Raw genomic sequence first — 19,698 nt, forward strand, 5'->3', positions numbered from 1 at the left:
TGAATCACGGCAACGCCCATGCCGGAATCCCCGAACGTTTCGAGCGATTGCCCTGGTCGCGACAGGGCGTCGATTGCATCGGCGCACGCTCTGGCCGATGCTGCGGCCGAATCGTATGCCACCGCGAGACGTTCGACCGTGACCTCCCGCTCCGATCGCACCACCGGCCGCTCGTCGCGCGGCCCGTTGTTGCGCCTGGCGCTCGCCGCCGCGCTCGCCGTGAGCGCGGCGGCGCCGGCCGGCGCACAGGACTCGTCGACGACCCAGGTCCGGCGCGCCCGCCCGCTGCGCCTCGGCATCCTCGCCGACGGCCTGCCCGCCGCCGCGATCGATCGGGTCGAACCGTTCCGTCTGCGCCTCGCCGAGACCCTCGGGGTCGACGTCGGCACCCGCACCTTTTCCGACGAACGCGCGCTGATCGACGCCTTCGCCGCCGGGCGGGTCGACTACGCCCCGTTGACCGCGAGCGGCTACGCCATGGCCTGGCGGTTGTGCGGCTGCGTCGAGCCGCTGGCGGCGCCGCGGGCGCACGACGGCTCGACCGGATGGCGCATCGTCGTGGTGGTGCCGACCGGCAGCACCTCCGAGAAGCTCCCCGACCTCGCCGGCAAGCGCCTCGGCGTATCGGGCGAGGGGTCGATCGGCGGACGTCGTCTCGCCCTGCGCCTCATGGTCCCACAGATGGGGAAGGACGTCGTGGCGCCGAGCCTCGAAGTCTTCGACAACCCGCGGTCGGCGGTGAAAGCCGTTCTCGAACGGCGGATCGACGCCGCCGTCGCCTGGTCGACGCTCGAAGGCGACGTCGCCGAGGGCTACGGCCGCGGCACGCTGCACGACATGGTGGCGGCGGGCGAACTGGCGATGACCGACGTCCGCGTCCTCTGGGCCTCGACGGTGATGCCACACGGCCCCCACACGGTGCGGTCCGATCTCGCCGAAGGCCCGAAGCGACGCATGCGCGACATGCTCGTCGATCTCGACGAGGTCGATCCCGACGCCTACGACGCGATCGAGCCGGTCCATGCCGGCGGCTTCCTGCGCATCGGCCACGCCGCCTATGCGCCCTTCGTCGACCTCGTCACGCCGCGCGAGTCGACGAGCGAACCCGCTCCGGCGGCCCCGCGGACCACCGGATCGACGCCGCCCGGCTGAGTGTCGCCCGGCCGAGCGTCGTCGGCAATGCCACCCCGGCCGAGCGTCGTCGGCAATGCCACCGACGTCAGTTCGGGTACGGGTAGTCGATCTTGGGGGAGATGCGCGGCCTCAGATAGGCGACGTCGGCCATGGTGATCGATGTGCCGCCGAGGATGTCCTGCATGAAGGTCGAGAAGGTCGAGGTGTAGGTGTACTGCACCTGGGTGACGACCAACTGCTGGCCGTCGCTGACCAACCCGCTCGGGATGGTGATCGGTGGTGCCGAATTGACCGTCCAGGCGGTGGCGTTCTGGCCGACGCTCCAGGCGGTCTTGAACCCGCCGGAGGTGGTGTAGTTCACCGACGACACCACCAGTTTCACGCCGGAGGCGCTGTAGGGCGTCATGATCGCCGTCGTCGCCGCCAGAATGTTGGTCATCTCCGAGGTCGAGATCGTCGCCACCTGCGACACCAGGTCGCCGAGCGCGTTGGCCGTGTGACTGACCTTCCGATAGATCGTCAGGGCCTGCGACAATTCGTTGCCGGCGATGAAGAGAGTGAGGAGGATCGGCAGCAGCAGTGCGAATTCGACCGCCGAGACCGCCCGACGGTCGCGCGCGAACCGCGCCGCTGCCCGTCCGATCGAGCCGAGTGAGAAGCGTCGACGCTTCATGTCGTGTCTCCTCACCACGGGAAGGGTTCGTTGCGGAAGGTCGAGACGCCCGACAACAAGCGAGTTCCGTTCGCCAGGTTCGCCAGGTCGAGACCGAGCTTGTTGAAATAGAGCGGGTAGGGATAGAACGCGCGAACCACGACGATCTGGCTCGATCCGCCCATCTGGAAGGTGAAGCCCGACGTGTCGAAGTTCTTGTCGGCGTCGATCGGCATCGACGTGTTGGCCGACGTGAAGTTCGTGTAGATCTTCGCGTCGATCGTCAGGTTGGCGCAGTTGAAGAGAACATAGAGCCGGTTGCAGACCTGGGTCTTGAACGCCGCCTCGTCGTAACCGCTGGCCTGCGCCTGACCGGTGCGGATGAGGCGGCCGGCATCGGCGACCGCCGTGTCGAGGATCTGTCCGGCGAGGAAGCACAGGGCGGATTCGAAGATCGCGCCGACCAGAGCCAGGAACGGTAGGGCGAGGATGCCGAATTCCACCGCGGTCGCCGCGCCCCGGTCGGTGACGATCCGGCTCCCGAGCGTCCGCCGGAGGGTGCGTCGGACGAGTTCGGCGGGCGTCACCGCCGATGTGGGCGTGCTCTTCGCCGGCCCTCTCCACATGTCGTCTCACTCCGAAGGCTCGCCGCACGCTTCTAAGATCGGCGGCTCGTTTCGCGTGAGAATGATCGGTAAAGCTGAAAATTCGGTTCAGAACCGGTTCGACCCCTTGGGAGACGCTCCGCTGCGGAGGCGCGTCACGGCGTCGCCGCGGATTGCTGGCCGAGGCCGGTGCGGGCAGTGGTCTGGGTCTGGGCCGCGCCGAAGAACTCGGCGTTGTCGCCCGGCTCCAGGGTCGCATTGCAGTTGGGCGTGCAGGAATAGGTGAAGCGGCTGGCGCCGCGCTGCACCGTGACGTAGCCCTGCTGCGGCTTTTCGACGTTGACCAGTTCGTCGGCGATCAACTGCCCCTTGGCGTCGAGGACGACGAGATTGGTGATGCCGCTCATCTTGCCGGTGATCACCAGGGTCTGGCGATCCTGGACGGTCGCATCGGCGATCGCCGGATTGCCGATCACCACGGTCGCGGCCGGGGCGGAGATGCGCATCACCTTCGCCCGGTCGATGATCACCGAGATCGGATCCTTGGCCTGGACACCGCTCGCGGTGGCGATCGTCACGGCGATCGCGAGGAGGATAGGGTGATGCACGGCAATGGCCCTCGTTCGAGGAAATCGAGTGGACCGATCCTGCCTTTTCTTGGTGAACGAAGGCTTAAGGGCCGCCGGCGGTTCCGGTGGGGCGCCCACCTTTTCTCCGCTGCACCGCCCGGCATCGCCGCCGCCTCGCGCGCACGACGCGTACCGTAGCGCCCGATGTCCTTCGCCACCGGAGCCGGCCACGGCGTCACCGCGCGGCGATGGCGGCGACCCCCTGCCGTAGAGGAAGGGCCGGGCCGCGAAGAACCTCTCGACCGGTCTCCATCCTCAACTCTTCGTTAGGCATGGGGCGGATTCCGGCGAGGGATATTTCGATAACCATCCCGGTTTACCTGGTCTTAGAGGGAGGGGGGTATGTTCGGGTCAGACTTCGAGAGACCGACGGAGCAAGCGGTCCGAAGGTCTGATGTACCGTGTAGAACCTGAGGAGCTGTAAGATGACCATGTTCGCCCGTTTCCTGAAGGACGAGTCCGGCGCCACCGCGATCGAGTACGGCCTGATCGCCTCGCTGGTCGCCGTCGCGATCATCACCGGTGCCGGCGCGCTCGGCAACAACCTGAACAACACCTTCAAGAACCTCGCCGGCAACATGAAGTGAGGTTTCGTCGTCGGTCCGACACGATGGAGGCGGGAACCGCGGGTTCCCGCCTCTTTCGTTTCTGCGCCGATAGAACCCGGGTTCTACGCGAACCCGTCGGAGCCGTTTACGTCACCTTCAGCAGCCCGTGAGACGATGGACCGTCGCCCGAGCGTCGGTACGTCCGCGCTCGAGGCCGCAGCCCGGGGAGAACATGATGACGCAGGTGTTGTCGGCGGTGGTGGTTCTGGTGTTCCCGGTCCTGTTGGTATGGGCCGCGGTCACCGACTTCATGACGATGACCATCGCCAACCGTGTCTCGGTCGGGCTCTTCCTCGCCGGCCTGCTCGCCCTGGCGATCTCCGGTGTGCCGTTGGCCGTCTTCGGCGCCCACCTCGGCGCCGCCGCGCTGGTCTTCGCCATCGGTTTCGCCTGTTTCGCCTTCGGCTGGATGGGCGGCGGCGACGTCAAATTCGCTGCGGCCGTGGTGCTCTGGCTCGGTTGGGAGCATCTCCTCGACTATGCCGTCACCTTTTCCGTCTACGGCGGTCTCCTGACCCTCCTGGCACTCTTCTCCGACCGCGTGCTCGATCCGCTTCCGGTCCTCAAGGTCGGGTTCCTCGCCCGCTTCCAGGAGCATCGCCGCGTTCCCTATGGTGTCGCCCTGTCGGCCGCGGGTCTGCAGATCTTCGCCGAGACGTCGTGGATGCGCTTCTTCGCCTGATCCGGCCTCCCGCCGCCCACAGTCTTCGTCGTGTCTCTCGGCGCGCCCCTCCGGACGCGCCCCGGCTCGTTTCGGGTGCGTCTTGACCGCCCCGGGCCGGCCGTCGGCGGCATTGACGGAATGTTCACGACGTTTCGAGAGATCCCGTTAACCATACCTGAACCAATTCCGCCCGACACTGCGCTCCGATGGACATCGCGGATGTCCCCTCGTGTTTTCGGGTCTTGGTCCATGAAGGTCACGCGTCTCCTCGTCCTGGCGATCGCCCTGGGCGCCGGCATCGTCGCCGCGATGCTCGCGGTCAAGATGTCGAACCGTGAACCGGCGCCCGTGCCGGTGGCGGCCGTGCCGGCCGAAGCGCCGCGCCTCGACACCATCGACGTGCTGGTCGCCTCCAAGGACATCTCGCTCGGCTACCGCATCGCCGCGGGCGATCTCGTCTGGCAGTCCTTCCCCAAGACGGGGGTCGCCGAGGTCTACGTCAATCGCATCGCCCAGCCCAATGCCGATCAGGAACTGGTCGGCACGGTGGCGCGGTCGCCCTTCCTGACCGGCGAGCCGGTTCGCGCCCAGCGCCTGATCAAGGCCGATCGCGGCTTCATGTCGGTGATCCTGTCGCCGGGCATGCGGGCGAGTGCCGTCGAGGTCAAGGCGGTGTCGACCGCCGGCGGCTTCATCCTGCCCAACGACCACGTCGACGTGATCCTGACCCGCGCCGCGCCGAAGGGCGCGAGCGGCGGCGGCGACCCCTACGTCAGCGAAACGGTTCTCAACAACATCCGCGTCCTCGCTGTCGATCAGCAGCTTTCCGACGGCAAGCCCGACACGGCCGCCATGCTCGCCAAGGACACCGTGACTCTCGAGCTGACGCCGCGCCAGGCCGAGGTCATGGCGCAGTCGACCCAGCTCGGCGTGATCTCGCTCGCCCTGCGCTCGCTGCGCGATCGCGACGGGACGCCGATCGAAGAAGAGACCGAGAGCTCCGGCGGCTCGGTCAAGATGGTGCGTTTCGGCGTGCAGTCGACGGTCTCGATGCGTCGGTGAACCGGGTGGCATTCGAATTCTGAGGTGGTCGCATGTTCACCAGTCTCGTCTCTCTCCGATCCGGTCTCGCCGCGGCGCTCGTCGCGGTCGGGCTCGGCTTCGCCGGTTCGGGCACCCTGGCCGCCGAAGGCGGTGCGATCTCCCGCGTCGAGGTCGATGCCGGTCGCGACCGCGTCGTCCAACTGCCGCTCTCCAAGTCGCGGATCCTCGACTTCGACGAGGACATCCGCGACGTGCTCGTCTCCGACCCGAAGGTGGCCGACGCGGTCGTGCGCTCGGCCCGCCGCCTCTATCTGATCGGCAACAAGTTCGGCACCACCAACATCATCGTCTTCGGCGCTGCCGGCCGGCCGATCGCCAATCTCGAACTCCAGGTCCAGGTCGACACCCGCGCCCTCGAGGGGCTGCTGAAGCGCCTGCTGCCGAAGAGCGAGATCCGCGTCGAGGCCGTCGCCGGCACCGTCGTGCTCTCCGGCATGGTCGCTTCGAGCGGTGAGGCCATCCAGGCCTACGAGGTCGCCTCCAAGTTCGTCGGCGCGCCGATCGAGAGCGGGTCTTCCGGCTCGGGTGGCGCGGCCGCCGCGAGCTCGGGCGGTTCGTCGACCGCCGGTTCGTCGATCCAGGTGGTCAACGCGCTCACCATCCGCGGCAAGGATCAGGTGATGCTGCGCGTCACCATCGCCGAAGTGCAGCGCGACATCGTCAAGAAGCTCGGCATCGATCTGACCAGCGCCATCACCAACGGCAACTGGGCGACGACGCTCGCCACCTCGAACCCCTTCCCGATCACGCCCGCCGTCGATCCCGCCTTCGTCGGTGCCGGCAAGCTGAGCTTCGGCGCCGGCAACTCGATTTCCGGCCGGCTCTCGGCACTGGAGCAGAACGGCCTGCTCAAGACGCTCGCCGAGCCCAACCTGTCGGCGCTTTCCGGCGAGCAGGCACAGTTCCTGGTCGGCGGCGAGTACCCGATCCCCGTGAGCCAGACCTCGAGCGGCACCTCCGGCACCTCGATCGGCGTCGAGTTCAAGACCTACGGTATCGGCCTCAACTTCCAGCCGGTGGTGCTCGACGAGAACCGCATCTCGCTGACGGTCAAGACCGAGGTCTCCGAACTGACCTCCGACGGCGCCGTCACCATCTCGACGCTGACCATCCCGGCTCTGCGGGTGCGCCGCGCCTCGACCACGCTCGAGATCCCCTCGGGCGGCGCCATGGTGCTCGGCGGCCTGATCAAGGACGACGTCAAGCAGGCGCTCGCCGGCACACCCGGTCTGCTCAAGCTGCCGATCCTCGGCTCGCTCTTCCGCTCGCGCGACTTCCAACGCTCCCAGTCGGAACTGGTGATCTTCGTCCAGCCGCTGGTGGTGCGCCCGGTCGCCGCCGCCAAGCTCGAGCGTCCGGATCGCAATTTCCAACCCTCCAGCGACGCCGCCGGATATTTCCTCGGCCGGCTCAACCGCATGTATCGCACCGTCGATCGCGGTCAGAGGGGCACCTACCACGGCCAGTACGGCTACATCTTCGAGTGAGGGTGACGACCACATGACGACGACGATCGAACCCCTTCTTCGTCTCGGCCGTGCCCTCGCGACATCGGGGGCGCTGCTCCTGGCGTTGACGACGGCCGCCTGCAACACGACGCGATCCGAGCCGAGCGTCACCGGCTCGGTGCCGACGGACGGCTTCCGCACCCGCCACCCGATCGTGGTGGAGGAGGGCGAGGAGACCTTCGACGTTCCCGTCGGGGTCCAGGGCGATTCTCTGCCGCCGCGCCTCGTCGCCGCGGTCCAGGCCTTCGGCGAGGAAGCCCGCGCCCAGGGCGCCCGCTCGATCACCGTCATGGTGCCGTCCGCCTCGCGCAACGAAGCGGCGGCCTACCACGCCGCGCGTCGCATCACCGAGGCGCTCGGCCGCGCCGGCTTCGCCGCGAGCGCCGTGCACAAGGTGCCCTATGCGGCCGAAGGCCCCGAGGATGCCGCGCCGATCCGCATCTCCTATCCGCGGGTGGTGGCGCACGTGCCCCATCGCTGCGGCCGCTGGCCGGATCAGGTGGTCGGCGATCTCTCCAATGCCGACTACTGGAACTTCGGCTGCGCCACCCAGGCCAACGTCGCCACCATGGCGGCCGAGCCGACCGATCTGGTCGCGCCGTCGCCGATCGGCAAGGCCGACGCGACCCGCCGCGCCGCGGTGATCCAGGCCTACCGCAAGGGCGAGAAGACCAGGTCCGAGTTCAAGCTGCCCGACACCAATGCCTCGAAGGTCGGCGGCGGAGGAGGCGAGTGATGACGCGTAGCGCCAACGAGAAGCCGATCCACGCCGAGAGCAACGAACCGAAGTCGATCCCGCGCATCGCCATTCAGGCCTTCTGCGAGACGCCCGAAGTCGCCGCGTCGCTCGAGGCGGCCGCTCAGGATCGCCGCATGTCGCGCACCCACGTCAAGGTGTTGATGGGGGGGCTGCCGGCGGCGGTCGAGTTCTACGGCTCGGCACCGACGCCGAATCTGGTGGTGGTGGAATCGAAGGGGAGCTCCGAGGATCTGCTCGGTCACCTCGACGGCCTCGCCGAGGTCTGCGATCCCGGTACCAAGGTGTTGGTTATCGGCCACGTCAACGACGTTCTGCTCTATCGCGAGCTGATCCGCCGCGGCGTGAGCGAATATGTCGTCGCGCCCCTCGATCTCTTCGACGTGCTGCGCGCCATCGGCGACCTCTATCACAGCCCCGACGCCGCCGTTCTCGGCCGTTCGATCGCTTTCATCGGTGCCAAGGGCGGCTGCGGCTCCTCCACCGTCGCCCACAACGTCGCCTGGTCGATCGCCAAGACCTTCGACAACGACGTCCTGGTGGCCGATCTCGACCTCGCCTGGGGAACCGCCGGTCTCGACTTCAATCAGGACCCGACCCAGGGCGTGCTCGATGCCCTGCTCTCGCCGGAGCGCATCGACGAGGTCTTCCTCGATCGCCTGCTCACCAAGTGCTCCGACCACCTGAGCCTCCTCGCGGCGCCGTCGTTGCTCGACCGGGCCTACGATTTCGACGACCTCGCCTTCGATCCGACGGTGGAGGTGGCGCGCGGCAACGTGCCGGTGGTAGTGCTCGACCTGCCGCATCAGTGGACCGGCTGGGTGCGCCGCCAGCTGCGCGAGGCCGACGACGTGGTGATCGTCGCCACGCCCGATCTCGCCAATCTGCGCAATGCCAAGAACCTCGCCGACGTGCTGCGCGCCTCACGGCCCAACGATGCGCCGCCGCGCCTGGTGTTCAACCAGGTCGGCATGCCGAAGCGGCCGGAGATCAAGCTCGAGGAATTCTCCAAGGCGCTCGATCTCCCGATCGCCTCGTCGATTCCCTTCGATGCCAAGCTGTTCGGCGACGCCGCCAACAAGGGCCTGATGATCGGCGAACTCGACGCCAAGCATCAGGTGGCCGAGACCTTCCGCGGTCTCGCCGGGGTGGTGACCGGCCGGACCGAGATCCGCAAGGCGAAGAAATCGCCCTTCGCGCCGCTCCTGGAGAAGATCCGGGCGCGCAAGGCGTCGTGACGCGTTCGACGAGGTGAGACGGCATGTTCGGGCGTAGAGGAGCCAACGAGGGAACCGCCGGCGGGTTCGTGAAGCCGGCAGCCGCGCCGCCGCCGGCCTCTCGGCCGTCGAGCGCTCCCGGCCGCGCGGCGTCGGTGCCGTCGCCGTCCGCCGCCGCCGATCCCAACACGCCGATCCCGCCGAACCGCTCGCAGGAACGTCTGAAGTCGGAGGAGTACTACGACACCAAGTCGTCGATCTTCTCCGCCCTGATCGACACCATCGACCTCTCCCAGCTCGCCCGCCTCGATCCGGAATCGGCGCGCGAGGAGATCTCGGACGTCATCAACGAGATCATCCAGCTGAAGAATCTGGTGATGTCGATCGCCGAGCAGGAGGAACTGCTCGCCGACATCGTCAACGACGTCCTCGGTTACGGTCCGCTCGAACCGCTGCTGGCGCGCGACGACATCGCCGACATCATGGTCAACGGCGCGGATCGCACCTACATCGAAGTCGCCGGCAAGGTCCAAGTGACCGGCATCCGCTTCCGCGACAATCAGCAGCTGATGAACATCTGCCAGCGGATCGTCTCCCAGGTCGGCCGCCGCGTCGACGAGGCGAGCCCGATCTGCGACGCCCGCCTGCCCGACGGCTCTCGTGTCAACGTCATCGCCCCGCCGCTGGCCATCGACGGGCCCGCTCTCACCATTCGTAAGTTCAAGCGCGACAAGCTGACCCTCGAGCAGTTGGTCAAGTTCGGCTCGATCACGCCCGAGGGCGCGCGGGTTCTCGAGATCGTCGGCAAGAGCCGCTGCAACGTCGTCGTCTCCGGCGGTACCGGCTCGGGCAAGACGACGCTCCTCAACTGCCTGACCCGCTACATCGAATCGACCGAACGCATCATCACCTGCGAAGACGCCGCGGAGCTTCAGCTTCAGCAGCCGCACGTGGTGCGCCTGGAAACCCGCCCGCCCAACATCGAGGGCGAGGGCCAGATCACCATGCGCGATCTGATCAAGAACTGCCTGCGCATGCGTCCCGAGCGGATCATCGTCGGCGAGGTGCGCGGACCGGAGGCCTTCGACCTCCTCCAGGCGATGAACACCGGTCACGACGGTTCGATGGGCACGCTCCACGCCAACAGCCCGCGCGAAGCGCTGAGCCGCATGGAATCGATGATCACCATGGGCGGCTATTCCCTGCCGGCCCGCACCATCCGCGAGATGATCTGCACCTCGGTCGACGTCGTCGTCCAGGCGGCCCGCCTGCGCGATGGTTCGCGCCGCATCACCCACATCACCGAAGTGCTCGGCATGGAAGGTGACATCATCACCACCCAGGACCTCTTCGTCTACGAGTTCCTGGGCGAGGACGAACTCGGCCGCATCATCGGTCGCCACCGTTCGACCGGCATCGGCCGGCCGAAGATGTGGGACCGGGCGCGCTACTTCGGCGAGGAGAAGCGCCTCGCCGAGGCACTCGACGCGGCGAACATCGCCGACGCCGTGGATTGAGGAGGCGCCGTTGTTCGGTCTCGGTACGACCACTCTCGCGCTGATCGCTCTGGTGATGCTCTCCGCCGGAGGCGTCGCCTACGCGCTTCTGTTCGACCGGGTCGAGGACGAGAAGACCACCGAGAAGCGTCTCTCCCGCCTGCTCGACCCCGGCAAGGTGGTGGAAGAGCGCGCCACCGCCGGCCGCAAGAAGTCGATCCAGGACGCCTTCAAGGACTTCGAGGCGAAGCAGGCGGCGCGTGACAAGCGCACCAAGACCCCGCCGCTCGCCATGCGCCTGACCCAGGCCGGCCTCGCCTGGAACCGCAAGACCTATCTGCTGTTCTCCGTCGGTCTCGCCGTCGGCACGGCTCTGCTGATGTTCATGATCTCGGGCAATCTCCTGTTGGCGGCCGGCGGCGGCGTCATCGGTTTCCTCGGCCTGCCCAACTGGATCGTCGACAAGCTCCGCCTGCGACGCCAGAAGGCCTTCCTCGAAGAACTGCCGACCGCCGTCGACCTCATCGTTCGCGGCATCCGCTCCGGCCTGCCGCTCGGCGATTGCCTGCGCATGGTCGCCTCCGAGACCAAGGAGCCGGTGAAGGGCGAATTCCGTCAGATCATCGAGGCCCAGAGCCTGGGCATGCCGGTCGGCGACGCCTGTATGAAGCTCTATGAGCGCATGCCGGTGCAGGAGGCCAACTTCTTCGGCATCGTCATCGCCATTCAGCAGAAATCCGGCGGCAACCTCTCCGAGGCGCTCGGCAACCTCTCCAAGGTGTTGCGCGATCGCAAGCGGATGAAGGCGAAGATCACCGCCATGTCGATGGAGGCCAAATCCTCCGCCGCCATCATCGGTTCGCTGCCGATCGTCGTCGCCGGCCTCGTCTATCTGACGAGCCCGAGCTACATCATGCTCCTCTTCAGAACCACCGCGGGCAACGTCATCGTCGTCGGCGGGCTGATCTACATGCTGATCGGCATCATGGTGATGAAGAAGATGATCGACTTCGATTTCTGAAGGGGGAGGACATGGGCGGTCTCTTCGACATCCTCACCGATCCCCAGATGCTTCTCGCCGCCTGCGTGGCGATCGGTGTCGCCGCCACGGTGCTCACCGTGGCGCTGCCGTTGCTCGAGAAGGACCAGTTGGTCTCGCGGATGAAGGCGGTGGCGATCGAGCGCGAGCAGATCCGCTCGCGCGAGCGCGCCCGCCTCGGTTCCGAGCGCGCCAAGAGCCTGAGGGCCGAGCCCAAGGCCTTCATGCGCCAACTGGTCGACAGCCTGAATCTCAAGAACGCGCTGTCCGACGACAAGACCGCCGATCAGTTGCGCATGGCGGGTTTCCGCGGTCAGGCGCCGCTCACCGCCTATCTCTTCGCCCGTTTCGTCCTGCCCTTCGTCTGCTTCCTGGTGGCGCTTTTCTATTTCTTCGTGCTCGACGTCGTCGACAAGCCGGCCGGCATGAAGTTCGCGTTCTCGCTGCTCGCCGCCGCCGCCGGCATGTACCTGCCGAACGTCTATCTGAAGAATGCGATCACCAAGCGCCAGTTGTCGATCAAGCGCGCCTGGCCCGACGCTCTCGACCTGCTGCTGATCTGCATCGAATCGGGCATGTCGGTGGAGCCGGCCTTCCGCAAGGTGGCCGAAGAGATCGGCGCGACCTCGCTGCCGCTCGCCGAAGAGATGTCGCTCACCGCCGCCGAGCTCTCCTATCTCCAGGAACGGCGCAAGGCCTACGAGAACCTCGCCACGCGCACCGGCCTCGACACCATCCGTGGCGTCGTCACCGCGCTCATCCAGGCCGAACGCTACGGCACACCGCTCGGTCAGGCGATCCGCGTCCTCTCCCAGGAGAGCCGCGACGCCCGCATGGCCGAGGCGGAGAAGAAGGCGGCGGCGCTGCCGCCCAAGCTCACCGTGCCGATGATCGTCTTCTTCCTGCCGGTTCTCTTCGCCGTCATCATCGGCCCGGCGATGATCCAGCTCTTCCATTGGAAGTGAGGCGAGGAAGCGTCCCGCCGGTTCGCTTGTCGCGGTCATGCGTTCGGTGCATGGCGGGACCTGTCATATCAGCGTTGAACGATGTATCGAGCGTGCTCATCTGCGCTCCGACCCGTCCGGCGGTGAGCCGTTGGACGACCATCGCTCCGCCGCCCGATCTCGCCGGGTCCGGCGGCCGACCCCGAACCCGGTGACGAGGTCCCATGAAGAACTGGCAGAACATCGCGGCCGAACAGTCGGCCATCCTCAAGGAAGTCCGCAACGGTGCCCCCGAGGCCATGAAGGGCTTCTCCGCCCTGGCCGCCGGTGCCCTCAAGGCCGGCGCCCTCGACACCCGGACCAAGGAGCTGATCGCCGTCGGCATCTCGGTGGCGGTGCGCTGCGATCCGTGCATCGCCTTCCACACCAAGGCGGCGCGCGCCGCCGGGGCGACGCGCGAGGAGATCATGGAGACCGTGGCGACGGCGATCTACATGGGCGCCGGCCCGGCCTACATGTACGCCGCTCAGGCCGTGGAGGCCTACGACCAGTGGGACGCCGCCGCCAAGGCCGCGCCGGCCGAGTGAGCGGGTCCCGTCGCGCCGGACCATCGGCGTGACGCTCGAAACGAGGAGGGGCCGTCGCGACGGCCCCCTTCGTCAATCGTCGCGTGGAAGCGCGGCCTCGCCCGCCTCAGCCCGGCGTCTTCCTGTCTCCGGCCGGCTTCTTGTCGGCCTGCTTGAGCTGCTTCCAGGTGTCGGGCTGGCTCAGCATGGAACGCAGGTAGGCGACGTTGGCCTTGGCTTCGTCCGGCGGCAGTTCCGCCGCGGCGAGACGGTCGGCTTCGTCGAAACGCCCCTGCAGCCCCACCACCAGCGCCAGGTTCTGGCGCACCCGGCTGTCGGCGCGCGGTGCGGCGACGGCGCGCTTCAGCGTCGTCTCCGCCTTGGCCAGCTCGTTGGTGAAGACGTAGGAGAGGCCGAGGTTGTTGAGCACCGTCGGCTCGTTCGGCGCCAGCTTCAGCGCCTCCTGATAGAGCCGCCGCGCCTCGCCGGCGTTGCCCAGCTGATCCTGGATGGCACCCTCCGCCGAGGTCAGCCGCCAGTCGGGCGTGCGCGGGTCGTTGGCGGCGCGGATCACCTTCAGCGCCTCGTCGAATTCGCCGTTCTCGGCGAGAGCCTTGCCGTAGGCCGAAGCGATCGTGACGTCGCGCGGGAACTGCAACATCCCGCGCTGCAGCACCTCCACCGCCTGCGCCCGGCGTTCTTCGGCGCGCAGCGCCTGGGCGAAGCCGAGGACGGTGTCGCGGTCGTTCGGCGACGCCTGATAGCGGCGCGTCCATTCGGCCATCGCCGACTGGCGATCGCCGGGGATTGATCCGGTCACCGCCGGACCGTCGGTGCGCGCGTTCGGCCGGGCGCAGCCGCCGAGGGCGCCGGACACCACGACCACCGCGGCGACGATCAGGGGCAGGGCGGAACGAGCGCGGCCCGAGGGACGGTTCATGGGACACTCCGGGGCGGACCGACGGTGCCGATACGGGCGTCGGTCGACCCCGTCAGTTATCCTTCGTTAACCCTAACGAGGGGTTAAGACGCCGGGTCGGGCGGCTCACCGGCACCGCGCCGCCGCGTCTCCGCCCCCGCGATCGGGCTGGACCGCGCCGCCCGGCGCGCTATGGTCCGGTCGACACCGGTCGACACCGGTCGACACCGGTCGACACCGGTCGACACCGGGCGACGCCGCACCGCGTCGTCCCGAAGACCCGCCGTCCCACGCCTCCTCCGGAGATCACCCTTGGCCCTGCCGTTGCTCGCCGCCGATCACGTCGGCCCCACCCTGCCGATCCACCTCGTCACCCCCGAGACGCTCGCCCATCGCCTCGAGGCGATGGGCGACGCCGTCGCGGCCTTCGCCCGCGCCTCCGGGTATCGGGCCGAGGCGGGGGCGTTCCTGGTGGTGCCGGCGGCGGGGGGAGGGCTCGCCGGAGCGCTCTTCGGCCTCGGCGGCGAAAAGGACGCCGCCCGCACGCCGTTCCTGCCGGGCAAGGCGGCGAGCCTGTTGCCCGCCGGCGATTGGCGCTTCGACGGCCCCCTCGCCGACGAGACCCTCGCCACGCTCGCCTTCGCCCTCGAAAGCTGGCGCTTCCGCCGCTACAAGAAGGCGCCCGAGCGCGGCGTCCGCCTCGTCGTCGGATCTTCGGTCGATCTCGCCGCGGTCACCCGTGCGGCCGAGGCCGTCTTCCTCGCTCGCGAACTGGTCGAGACGCCGGCCAACGACCTCGGCCCGGCCGAGCTCGTCGCCGCCGTCCGCGCCGTCTTCGAGGCGGCCGGTGGATCGGTCGCCGAGACCGTCGGCGACGACCTTCTCGCCGCGAATTTCCCGCTCGTCCATGCCGTCGGCAAGGGATCGGACCGGCCGCCGCGCCTCGTCGACGCGTCCTGGGGCGATCCCGCCCATCCCAAGGTGACGCTGGTCGGCAAGGGCGTCGTCTTCGACACCGGTGGCCTCGACATCAAGCCCGACAGCGCCATGCTCTTGATGAAGAAGGACATGGGCGGCGCCGCCAACGCGCTGGCGCTCGCCCGCATGATCGTCGAAGCCGGGTTGCCGGTGCGCCTGCGGCTGATCGTGCCGGCGGTCGAGAACGCGGTCTCCGGTCGCGCCTTCCGTCCCGGCGACGTGGTACCGTCGCGCCGCGGCACGACGGTGGAGATCGGCAACACCGACGCCGAGGGCCGTCTGGTGCTCGCCGATGCCCTGGCGGCGGCCGACGAGGAGGCACCCGAACTCCTGATCGACCTCGCCACCCTGACCGGGGCGGCGCGCGTCGCTCTCGGCCCCGACCTGCCGCCGTTCTACACCGCCGACGAGGCGCTCGCCGGCGAGATCGCCGTGGCGTCGGCCCGCGTCTTCGATCCGCTCTGGCGCATGCCGCTGTGGCCGGCCTACCGCTCGATGCTCGACAGCCGCGTCGCCGACATGAACAACGTCGCCTCCGGCGGCTTCGCCGGCTCGATCCTGGCGGCGCTGTTCCTCGAGAAATTCGTCGAGAAGGCGGCGAGCTGGGTCCACGTCGACATCTTCGCCTGGACGCCGAAAGCCTCGCCCGGTCGGCCCGAAGGCGCCGAAGCCCAGGCGATCCGCGCCCTCTTCGAAGTGATCGCGGCGCGCTGGCCGAGACCGTGAGGGTGAAGGAGAGGAGGGCGGACGCGGGTCACCCGCCATCGGGCGGACCCGCGCGCCGGATCCCTCGGGTGGACCGATGATCGCGGTCGCGTCGGGACGGTCGCCTCAGCGCAGGCGCAGCAGCGCGTCCGCGGTGTCGCTGTCGAGGCCGACGGCATTGATCCAACCGCCGATGATGGCGGCGCGGATCGCCTGTGCCTTCTCCGCGTGCAGCGCGACGCCGAGCCGGGTCGGGATCGACTTCAACACGGTCGGCGACACCGACAACGTGCAGTCGTCGAACTCCGTCGGGATGACCTTGCCGTCCGCCCCGTAGAACCAGCCGCAGATGGTGCCGACCGCGCCCGAGGCGGCGATCTTGCCGATCCGGTCGGTCGGGATGACGCCGTGGCGGAAGACGGTGGCGAGCGGGCTGATCTCGCCGATGCCGACCAGCGCGATCGAGGCGCGCTTCATCAACTCGAACACCGTCGAGACCGTCGAGGTCTGCAGGAGGTGGGCGGCGGCTTCGGCGCTGTCGACGATCGCCGGCACCGGCAGCTGCCAGGCGCGCGCGCCGAGCCCGGCGGCGATGGTGCGGCACACTTCCGAGGAATGCGACGGGATCTGCGGCGCGCCGACGCCGCCGATCAGCGACACCACGTCGATGTCGGAGGATTTCGCCCGCCGGACCGCCGCCGCGACCGACGCCACCGTGTCGCCGTCGGAGACGCCGATCACCGTTCCGCCGTTCGTCCGTTCCTCGACGACCCGGGCGACCGCGCGTCCGAGCACGTCGCCGACCGCCGCACCACCGGCGCGCGGCTGTACGACGACGGCGAAGTCGAGCCCGTAGGCATGGGTCAGGCGACGTTCGAGGGCGAAGTCGCGCAGGCCCGTCGGCGAGATCTGGATCTCGACGAAACCGAGATCCATCGCTGCCTTGAGCGCCCGGCTGACCGTCGATTCGGAGATGTCGAGCGCCCGCGCGATCTCGTTCTGCGGCATCCGCTGGTCGTAACGCATCTGCGCGATGCGCAGAATGGTCTCGTCGTCTCGTCGATGCCGCGCCATGTGACCCGTTTATCGTTGAACGCAATGAATTTCGTTAACACGACAATGGCGGGTCGTGCCAGTCGATATACTGACGGACCCGCTCGGTCGACGTGGTCGGCGAGGCGGAAAACGATGAAAAAGCGTTGTCGCCGCCGACGTGGTACGTCGTCGCACCCGCCCCGGATCGGCCGCCGGAGAGCTGCGGCATCGAGCCACATCGCGCGATGTCGAGGGGAAACGCGCCGTCCGACGCGGTGAAATCGCCCGAACGGGTGTTCCCGAAGTCGCGGCCACCGTGTCGCCGCGTCTCGCGCCGCCGCGAAGTGTCGTCACGCCCGCGAGCTGCGCCGTCGCTCGATGGTCGTCAGGTCGATCACCCGATCGGGGATGGTCACCTCGAAGGTGGCGCCGGGGCCGGCGTCGACCAACTCGATCGACCCGCCGTGCGCCCGCACCAGTTCGGCACAGATGGCGAGCCCGAGGCCGGTGCCGCCGCGCCGGAAGCCGCCCTGGAACGGCCGGAACAGATTCTCCCGCGCCTTGGGAGGCACGCCCGGCCCGGTGTCGGCGACCCGGATGGTCACCACCGCACCCTGTCGCCGCCCGGTCACGGTGATGCGCCGGACCAGCGACGGGTCGGTGTCGGCCTCGAAAGCCTGCGCGGCGTTGCGGGTGAGATTGAGCAGAACGCGGAACAACTGGTCGGGATCGGCGTCGATCTCGAGGTTCGCCGCCACTTCGATCTCGTAGCCGATGTCGCCGTCGAGCCGGCAGCCGTCGAGCGTCTCGCGCCGACCGAGCATGTCGCCGACGTCCTCGACCAGACGGCGCAGCGCGATCAGCCGCCGCTCCGGCGGCGCTTCGCCGGTCTTGCCGTAGTCGAGCACGGCGCGGGAGTAGCCGATGGCGCGGTCGAGCGTGGCGACGAGCTTCGGCACGAAGCGCTGCACCGTGCCGTCGGGGATGGCCGAGAGCCGGTCGGTGATCAGCTGTGCGGAGGCGAGCATGTTCCTCAGGTCGTGATTGATCTTGGAGACCGCCACGCCGAGATCGGCGAGATGCTTCTTCTGGGCGAGCGATCCGGAAAGTTCGGTCTGCAATTCGGCGAGCCGCGTCTCCGCCGTGCCCATCTCGTCGCCACGGCCCGAGGGTTGGATGATGCGCGACGGGTTCTCCGGATCGGCGGCGAAGTCGGCCATCGCCCGGCTCAGCCGGTCGAGCGGTTCGAGGAACAGCCGCCTGAGCGCCAGGAAGATCAGCACCGCCGCCACCATCAGCACCGCGGCGGAAGTCGCCAGCAGACGCCCGGCGTAGTTGAGCGTCGCCTCGCGGATCGGCGTCTCGGACAACACGAGGTCGACGATCGTCCCGTCGGCCCGTGGCGTGCCGATGAGGCGCAGCGTCCGGCCGTCGCCGGCCGCCAACATGGCGAGGACGTCGGCCACCGGCGAGAACGGCTCGACACCGGCGAGATCGGTGACCGCGTCGACCCGGATCGGCGCTTCGCTCAAGGCGACCAGCCGGCGCATCTTGCCCGAGCGCACCGCGATCGCCTGCGCGTCGAGCGAGGCGAGCAGTCGGTCCTGCAGAGCGCGCCCGACGTCCGCCGTGTTCTCGAGCGACAGCGCCACGAGTTCCGCCTGTTTCGTCATCTCCTGCAGTCGAGCGAGCCGGAAATGGGCGATCGACGGCACGAAGACGAGAATTTCCGCAGCGAGAACGAAGAGCGCCGTGAGCGCGATCAACTTGGTCGACAGCCGGACGTCGCGCCCGCCCTTCGGCGTGTCGCGATCCGTCGTCGCCCGATCGTTGTCCGCCTTCGCACCGGACATGGAGACCTCATCCTCGCACGTCTCGCCACGATCCCACTCGGTCCGGCGAAGTACATAGTTTATCACGATCGCGTCGCGCGCGCCCCCGCTTCGCGTCCGTTCGGTGAATTCCCTTCGCACCGGCGCGAAGACGTGTACGATCCCACGGCGTTTCTGCCCCTCGGCGCGTTGACAGGGGCGCCGTCGCCCCCCTATAAGCCCCCTCGACCGGGATCCTCGTCCCTTCGGGCCGCGCGGTGGCGTGCGCCCGCTCGTCCGGGACCGGCGACCGTCTCCGCGCTTCGGCGTCGGGGCGGGGACCGAACGGGATCGCCTCCGCCACGCGCGGAACCCGCCCATCTTCGTCCGCCTCGCGCGGACGGCGAAACATCGTTCGCCCCGCGCGGACGGAACGTAACACGAGACCGAAGGGAGCCGTCCGAACGGGCGGCGATGGACCCATGAAGCGCACCTATCAGCCCTCCAAGATCGTGCGCAAGCGCCGCCACGGTTTCCGCGCCCGCACCGCCACCGTCGGCGGCCGTCTGGTGCTCGCCCGTCGCCGCGCCCGCGGCCGCAAGCGCCTGTCGGCCTGAGACCGACGCGGTTTCCGACCCCCGCGCCCCCGGGGCCGGCCCGACGGGCCCGAGGTCGGGGGAAGCGATCCGAGGTCGAGGCCGAGATGAAGCGACTGAAGAAACGCGCCGAGTTCCTGTCCGTGGCCCGTGGGGCCCGGTCGGCTCGGCGCGCCTTCGTGCTTCAGACCGCCCGTCTTCCCGACGAGACCGCCGAGCCGCGCTGCGGCTTCACCGTCTCCAAGAAGGTCGGCAACGCGGTGGTGCGCAACCGGGTGCGCCGCCGTCTCAAGGAGGCGATCCGCCTCGACGCGGCGAGCCTCGGCCGTCCCGGCTTCGATCACGTGCTGATCGGCCGGCGCGAGGCCCTGTCGCAGCCCTTCTGCGACCTGCGCGCCGATCTCGCCGGCGCCTTCCGGCAGGGGCGCAAGGATCGCCGCGGCGGTGACGCCGCCGCCACGCCCGACCGCCCCTCCGCACACCGGCCTACCCACCGCGACGCCCGCGGCGAAACCCCTGGACGGACCCGATGATCGAGAATCGGAACTACATCGTCGCGATCGCTCTCTCGATCGCCGTCCTGATCGGCTGGCAGTTCTTCGTCGCCGGACCGCGGATGGAAGCCGAGCGCCAGCGCCGCCTCGCCGAGGCCGCCGCGCAGGGCCAGCTGGCGCCCGTGCCGACCCCGGCCGCGCCCGGCCAGACCGCCGCGCCGGCGACCCCGACGCCCG

Annotated in this window: 20 protein-coding genes and 1 pseudogene; 15 read left to right on the forward strand and 6 right to left on the reverse strand. The window is 68.8% G+C overall.

Annotated elements, in window-relative coordinates; all coding sequences use genetic code 11:
- Positions 1–138 precede the first annotated feature (138 nt).
- Entirely contained in the window at positions 139–1,152 is a 1,014-nt protein-coding gene (locus tag V7Q42_RS19175) for a phosphate/phosphite/phosphonate ABC transporter substrate-binding protein (RefSeq protein WP_333825806.1), read from the forward strand.
- A gap of 67 nt (positions 1,153–1,219) precedes the next feature.
- Here the strand turns inward: V7Q42_RS19175 and V7Q42_RS19180 are convergent, their stop codons facing one another.
- The 3 genes from V7Q42_RS19180 to V7Q42_RS19190 form a co-directional block, all read right to left on the reverse strand.
- Entirely contained in the window at positions 1,220–1,807 is a 588-nt protein-coding gene (locus tag V7Q42_RS19180) for a TadE/TadG family type IV pilus assembly protein (protein WP_333825808.1), read from the reverse strand.
- An 11-nt stretch (positions 1,808–1,818) separates the two neighbouring features.
- Positions 1,819–2,412: a TadE/TadG family type IV pilus assembly protein gene (locus V7Q42_RS19185; RefSeq protein WP_333825810.1), complete on the reverse strand. Its 594-nt coding sequence runs from the start codon at positions 2,410–2,412 to the stop codon at positions 1,819–1,821.
- Between the two features lie 134 nt (positions 2,413–2,546).
- Positions 2,547–2,999 carry a pilus assembly protein N-terminal domain-containing protein gene (locus tag V7Q42_RS19190; protein WP_333825811.1) on the reverse strand — a complete coding sequence of 151 codons (453 nt, stop codon included), beginning with the start codon at positions 2,997–2,999 and terminating at the stop codon, positions 2,547–2,549.
- Between the two features lie 446 nt (positions 3,000–3,445).
- Between V7Q42_RS19190 and V7Q42_RS19195 the strand changes: the two genes are divergently transcribed.
- The 10 genes from V7Q42_RS19195 (at position 3,446) to V7Q42_RS19240 (ending at position 12,944) form a co-directional block, all read left to right on the forward strand.
- Positions 3,446–3,607, forward strand: a complete 162-nt coding sequence (locus V7Q42_RS19195) for a Flp family type IVb pilin (RefSeq protein ID WP_333825812.1) — start codon at positions 3,446–3,448, stop codon at positions 3,605–3,607.
- A gap of 196 nt (positions 3,608–3,803) precedes the next feature.
- The gene (locus V7Q42_RS19200; RefSeq protein ID WP_333825814.1) at positions 3,804–4,310 is read left to right on the forward strand and encodes an A24 family peptidase; all 507 of its coding nucleotides are present in this window, start codon (positions 3,804–3,806) and stop codon (positions 4,308–4,310) included.
- 231 nt (positions 4,311–4,541) lie between these two features.
- Entirely contained in the window at positions 4,542–5,354 is an 813-nt protein-coding gene (gene cpaB / locus V7Q42_RS19205; protein WP_333825815.1) for a Flp pilus assembly protein CpaB, read from the forward strand.
- Positions 5,355–5,386: 32 nt separating this feature from the next.
- A complete protein-coding gene (locus tag V7Q42_RS19210; RefSeq protein ID WP_333825816.1) occupies positions 5,387–6,883 on the forward strand; it encodes a type II and III secretion system protein family protein in 1,497 nt (498 codons plus the stop codon).
- A 13-nt stretch (positions 6,884–6,896) separates the two neighbouring features.
- Entirely contained in the window at positions 6,897–7,640 is a 744-nt protein-coding gene (locus V7Q42_RS19215) for a CpaD family pilus assembly protein (RefSeq protein ID WP_333825817.1), read from the forward strand.
- Positions 7,640–8,899 (forward strand): AAA family ATPase, encoded by a 1,260-nt coding sequence (locus tag V7Q42_RS19220; protein ID WP_333825818.1) that lies wholly within the window; start codon positions 7,640–7,642, stop codon positions 8,897–8,899. Before V7Q42_RS19215 ends, V7Q42_RS19220 begins: the two co-directional genes overlap by 1 nt.
- Positions 8,900–8,922: 23 nt before the next feature.
- Entirely contained in the window at positions 8,923–10,395 is a 1,473-nt protein-coding gene (locus V7Q42_RS19225; protein WP_333825819.1) for a CpaF family protein, read from the forward strand.
- A 10-nt stretch (positions 10,396–10,405) separates the two neighbouring features.
- Entirely contained in the window at positions 10,406–11,395 is a 990-nt protein-coding gene (locus tag V7Q42_RS19230) for a type II secretion system F family protein (RefSeq protein ID WP_333825820.1), read from the forward strand.
- 11 nt (positions 11,396–11,406) lie between these two features.
- The gene (locus tag V7Q42_RS19235; protein WP_333825822.1) at positions 11,407–12,378 is read left to right on the forward strand and encodes a type II secretion system F family protein; all 972 of its coding nucleotides are present in this window, start codon (positions 11,407–11,409) and stop codon (positions 12,376–12,378) included.
- Positions 12,379–12,581: 203 nt separating this feature from the next.
- Positions 12,582–12,944: a carboxymuconolactone decarboxylase family protein gene (locus V7Q42_RS19240; protein WP_333825824.1), complete on the forward strand. Its 363-nt coding sequence runs from the start codon at positions 12,582–12,584 to the stop codon at positions 12,942–12,944.
- A gap of 106 nt (positions 12,945–13,050) precedes the next feature.
- Here V7Q42_RS19240 and V7Q42_RS19245 read toward each other — a convergent pair whose 3' ends face one another.
- Positions 13,051–13,863: a tetratricopeptide repeat protein gene (locus V7Q42_RS19245; protein ID WP_333825826.1), complete on the reverse strand. Its 813-nt coding sequence runs from the start codon at positions 13,861–13,863 to the stop codon at positions 13,051–13,053.
- Positions 13,864–14,166: 303 nt separating this feature from the next.
- On the opposite strand from V7Q42_RS19245, the gene V7Q42_RS19250 reads away from it, so the two are divergent.
- A complete protein-coding gene (locus V7Q42_RS19250; protein ID WP_442958239.1) occupies positions 14,167–15,546 on the forward strand; it encodes a leucyl aminopeptidase family protein in 1,380 nt (459 codons plus the stop codon).
- 105 nt (positions 15,547–15,651) lie between these two features.
- On the opposite strand, the gene V7Q42_RS19255 is transcribed toward V7Q42_RS19250, so the two are convergent.
- Together V7Q42_RS19255 and V7Q42_RS19260 are read right to left on the reverse strand one after the other, a co-directional pair.
- Positions 15,652–16,599 carry a sugar-binding transcriptional regulator gene (locus V7Q42_RS19255; RefSeq protein WP_333825829.1) on the reverse strand — a complete coding sequence of 316 codons (948 nt, stop codon included), beginning with the start codon at positions 16,597–16,599 and terminating at the stop codon, positions 15,652–15,654.
- A 311-nt stretch (positions 16,600–16,910) separates the two neighbouring features.
- Positions 16,911–18,413, reverse strand: a complete 1,503-nt coding sequence (locus V7Q42_RS19260) for a sensor histidine kinase (protein WP_333825831.1) — start codon at positions 18,411–18,413, stop codon at positions 16,911–16,913.
- A gap of 440 nt (positions 18,414–18,853) precedes the next feature.
- Here V7Q42_RS19260 and rpmH point away from each other — a divergent pair, with 440 nt between their 5' ends.
- The 3 genes and pseudogenes from rpmH to V7Q42_RS19275 all read left to right on the forward strand — a co-directional run.
- Positions 18,854–18,988, forward strand: coding sequence for a 50S ribosomal protein L34 (gene rpmH, locus V7Q42_RS19265; RefSeq protein WP_333825833.1), 135 nt, complete (start codon positions 18,854–18,856; stop codon positions 18,986–18,988).
- Between the two features lie 86 nt (positions 18,989–19,074).
- Complete coding sequence (gene rnpA, locus V7Q42_RS19270; protein WP_333825835.1) at positions 19,075–19,500, forward strand: ribonuclease P protein component; 426 nt, start codon at positions 19,075–19,077, stop codon at positions 19,498–19,500.
- Positions 19,497–19,698, forward strand: a pseudogene (locus V7Q42_RS19275) (membrane protein insertase YidC); the annotation flags it as partial. The gene rnpA and the pseudogene V7Q42_RS19275, both read left to right, overlap by 4 nt.

The sequence above is a fragment of the Pinisolibacter sp. genome, assembly GCF_036782435.1.
Classification (GTDB): domain Bacteria; phylum Pseudomonadota; class Alphaproteobacteria; order Rhizobiales; family Ancalomicrobiaceae; genus CALBKH01.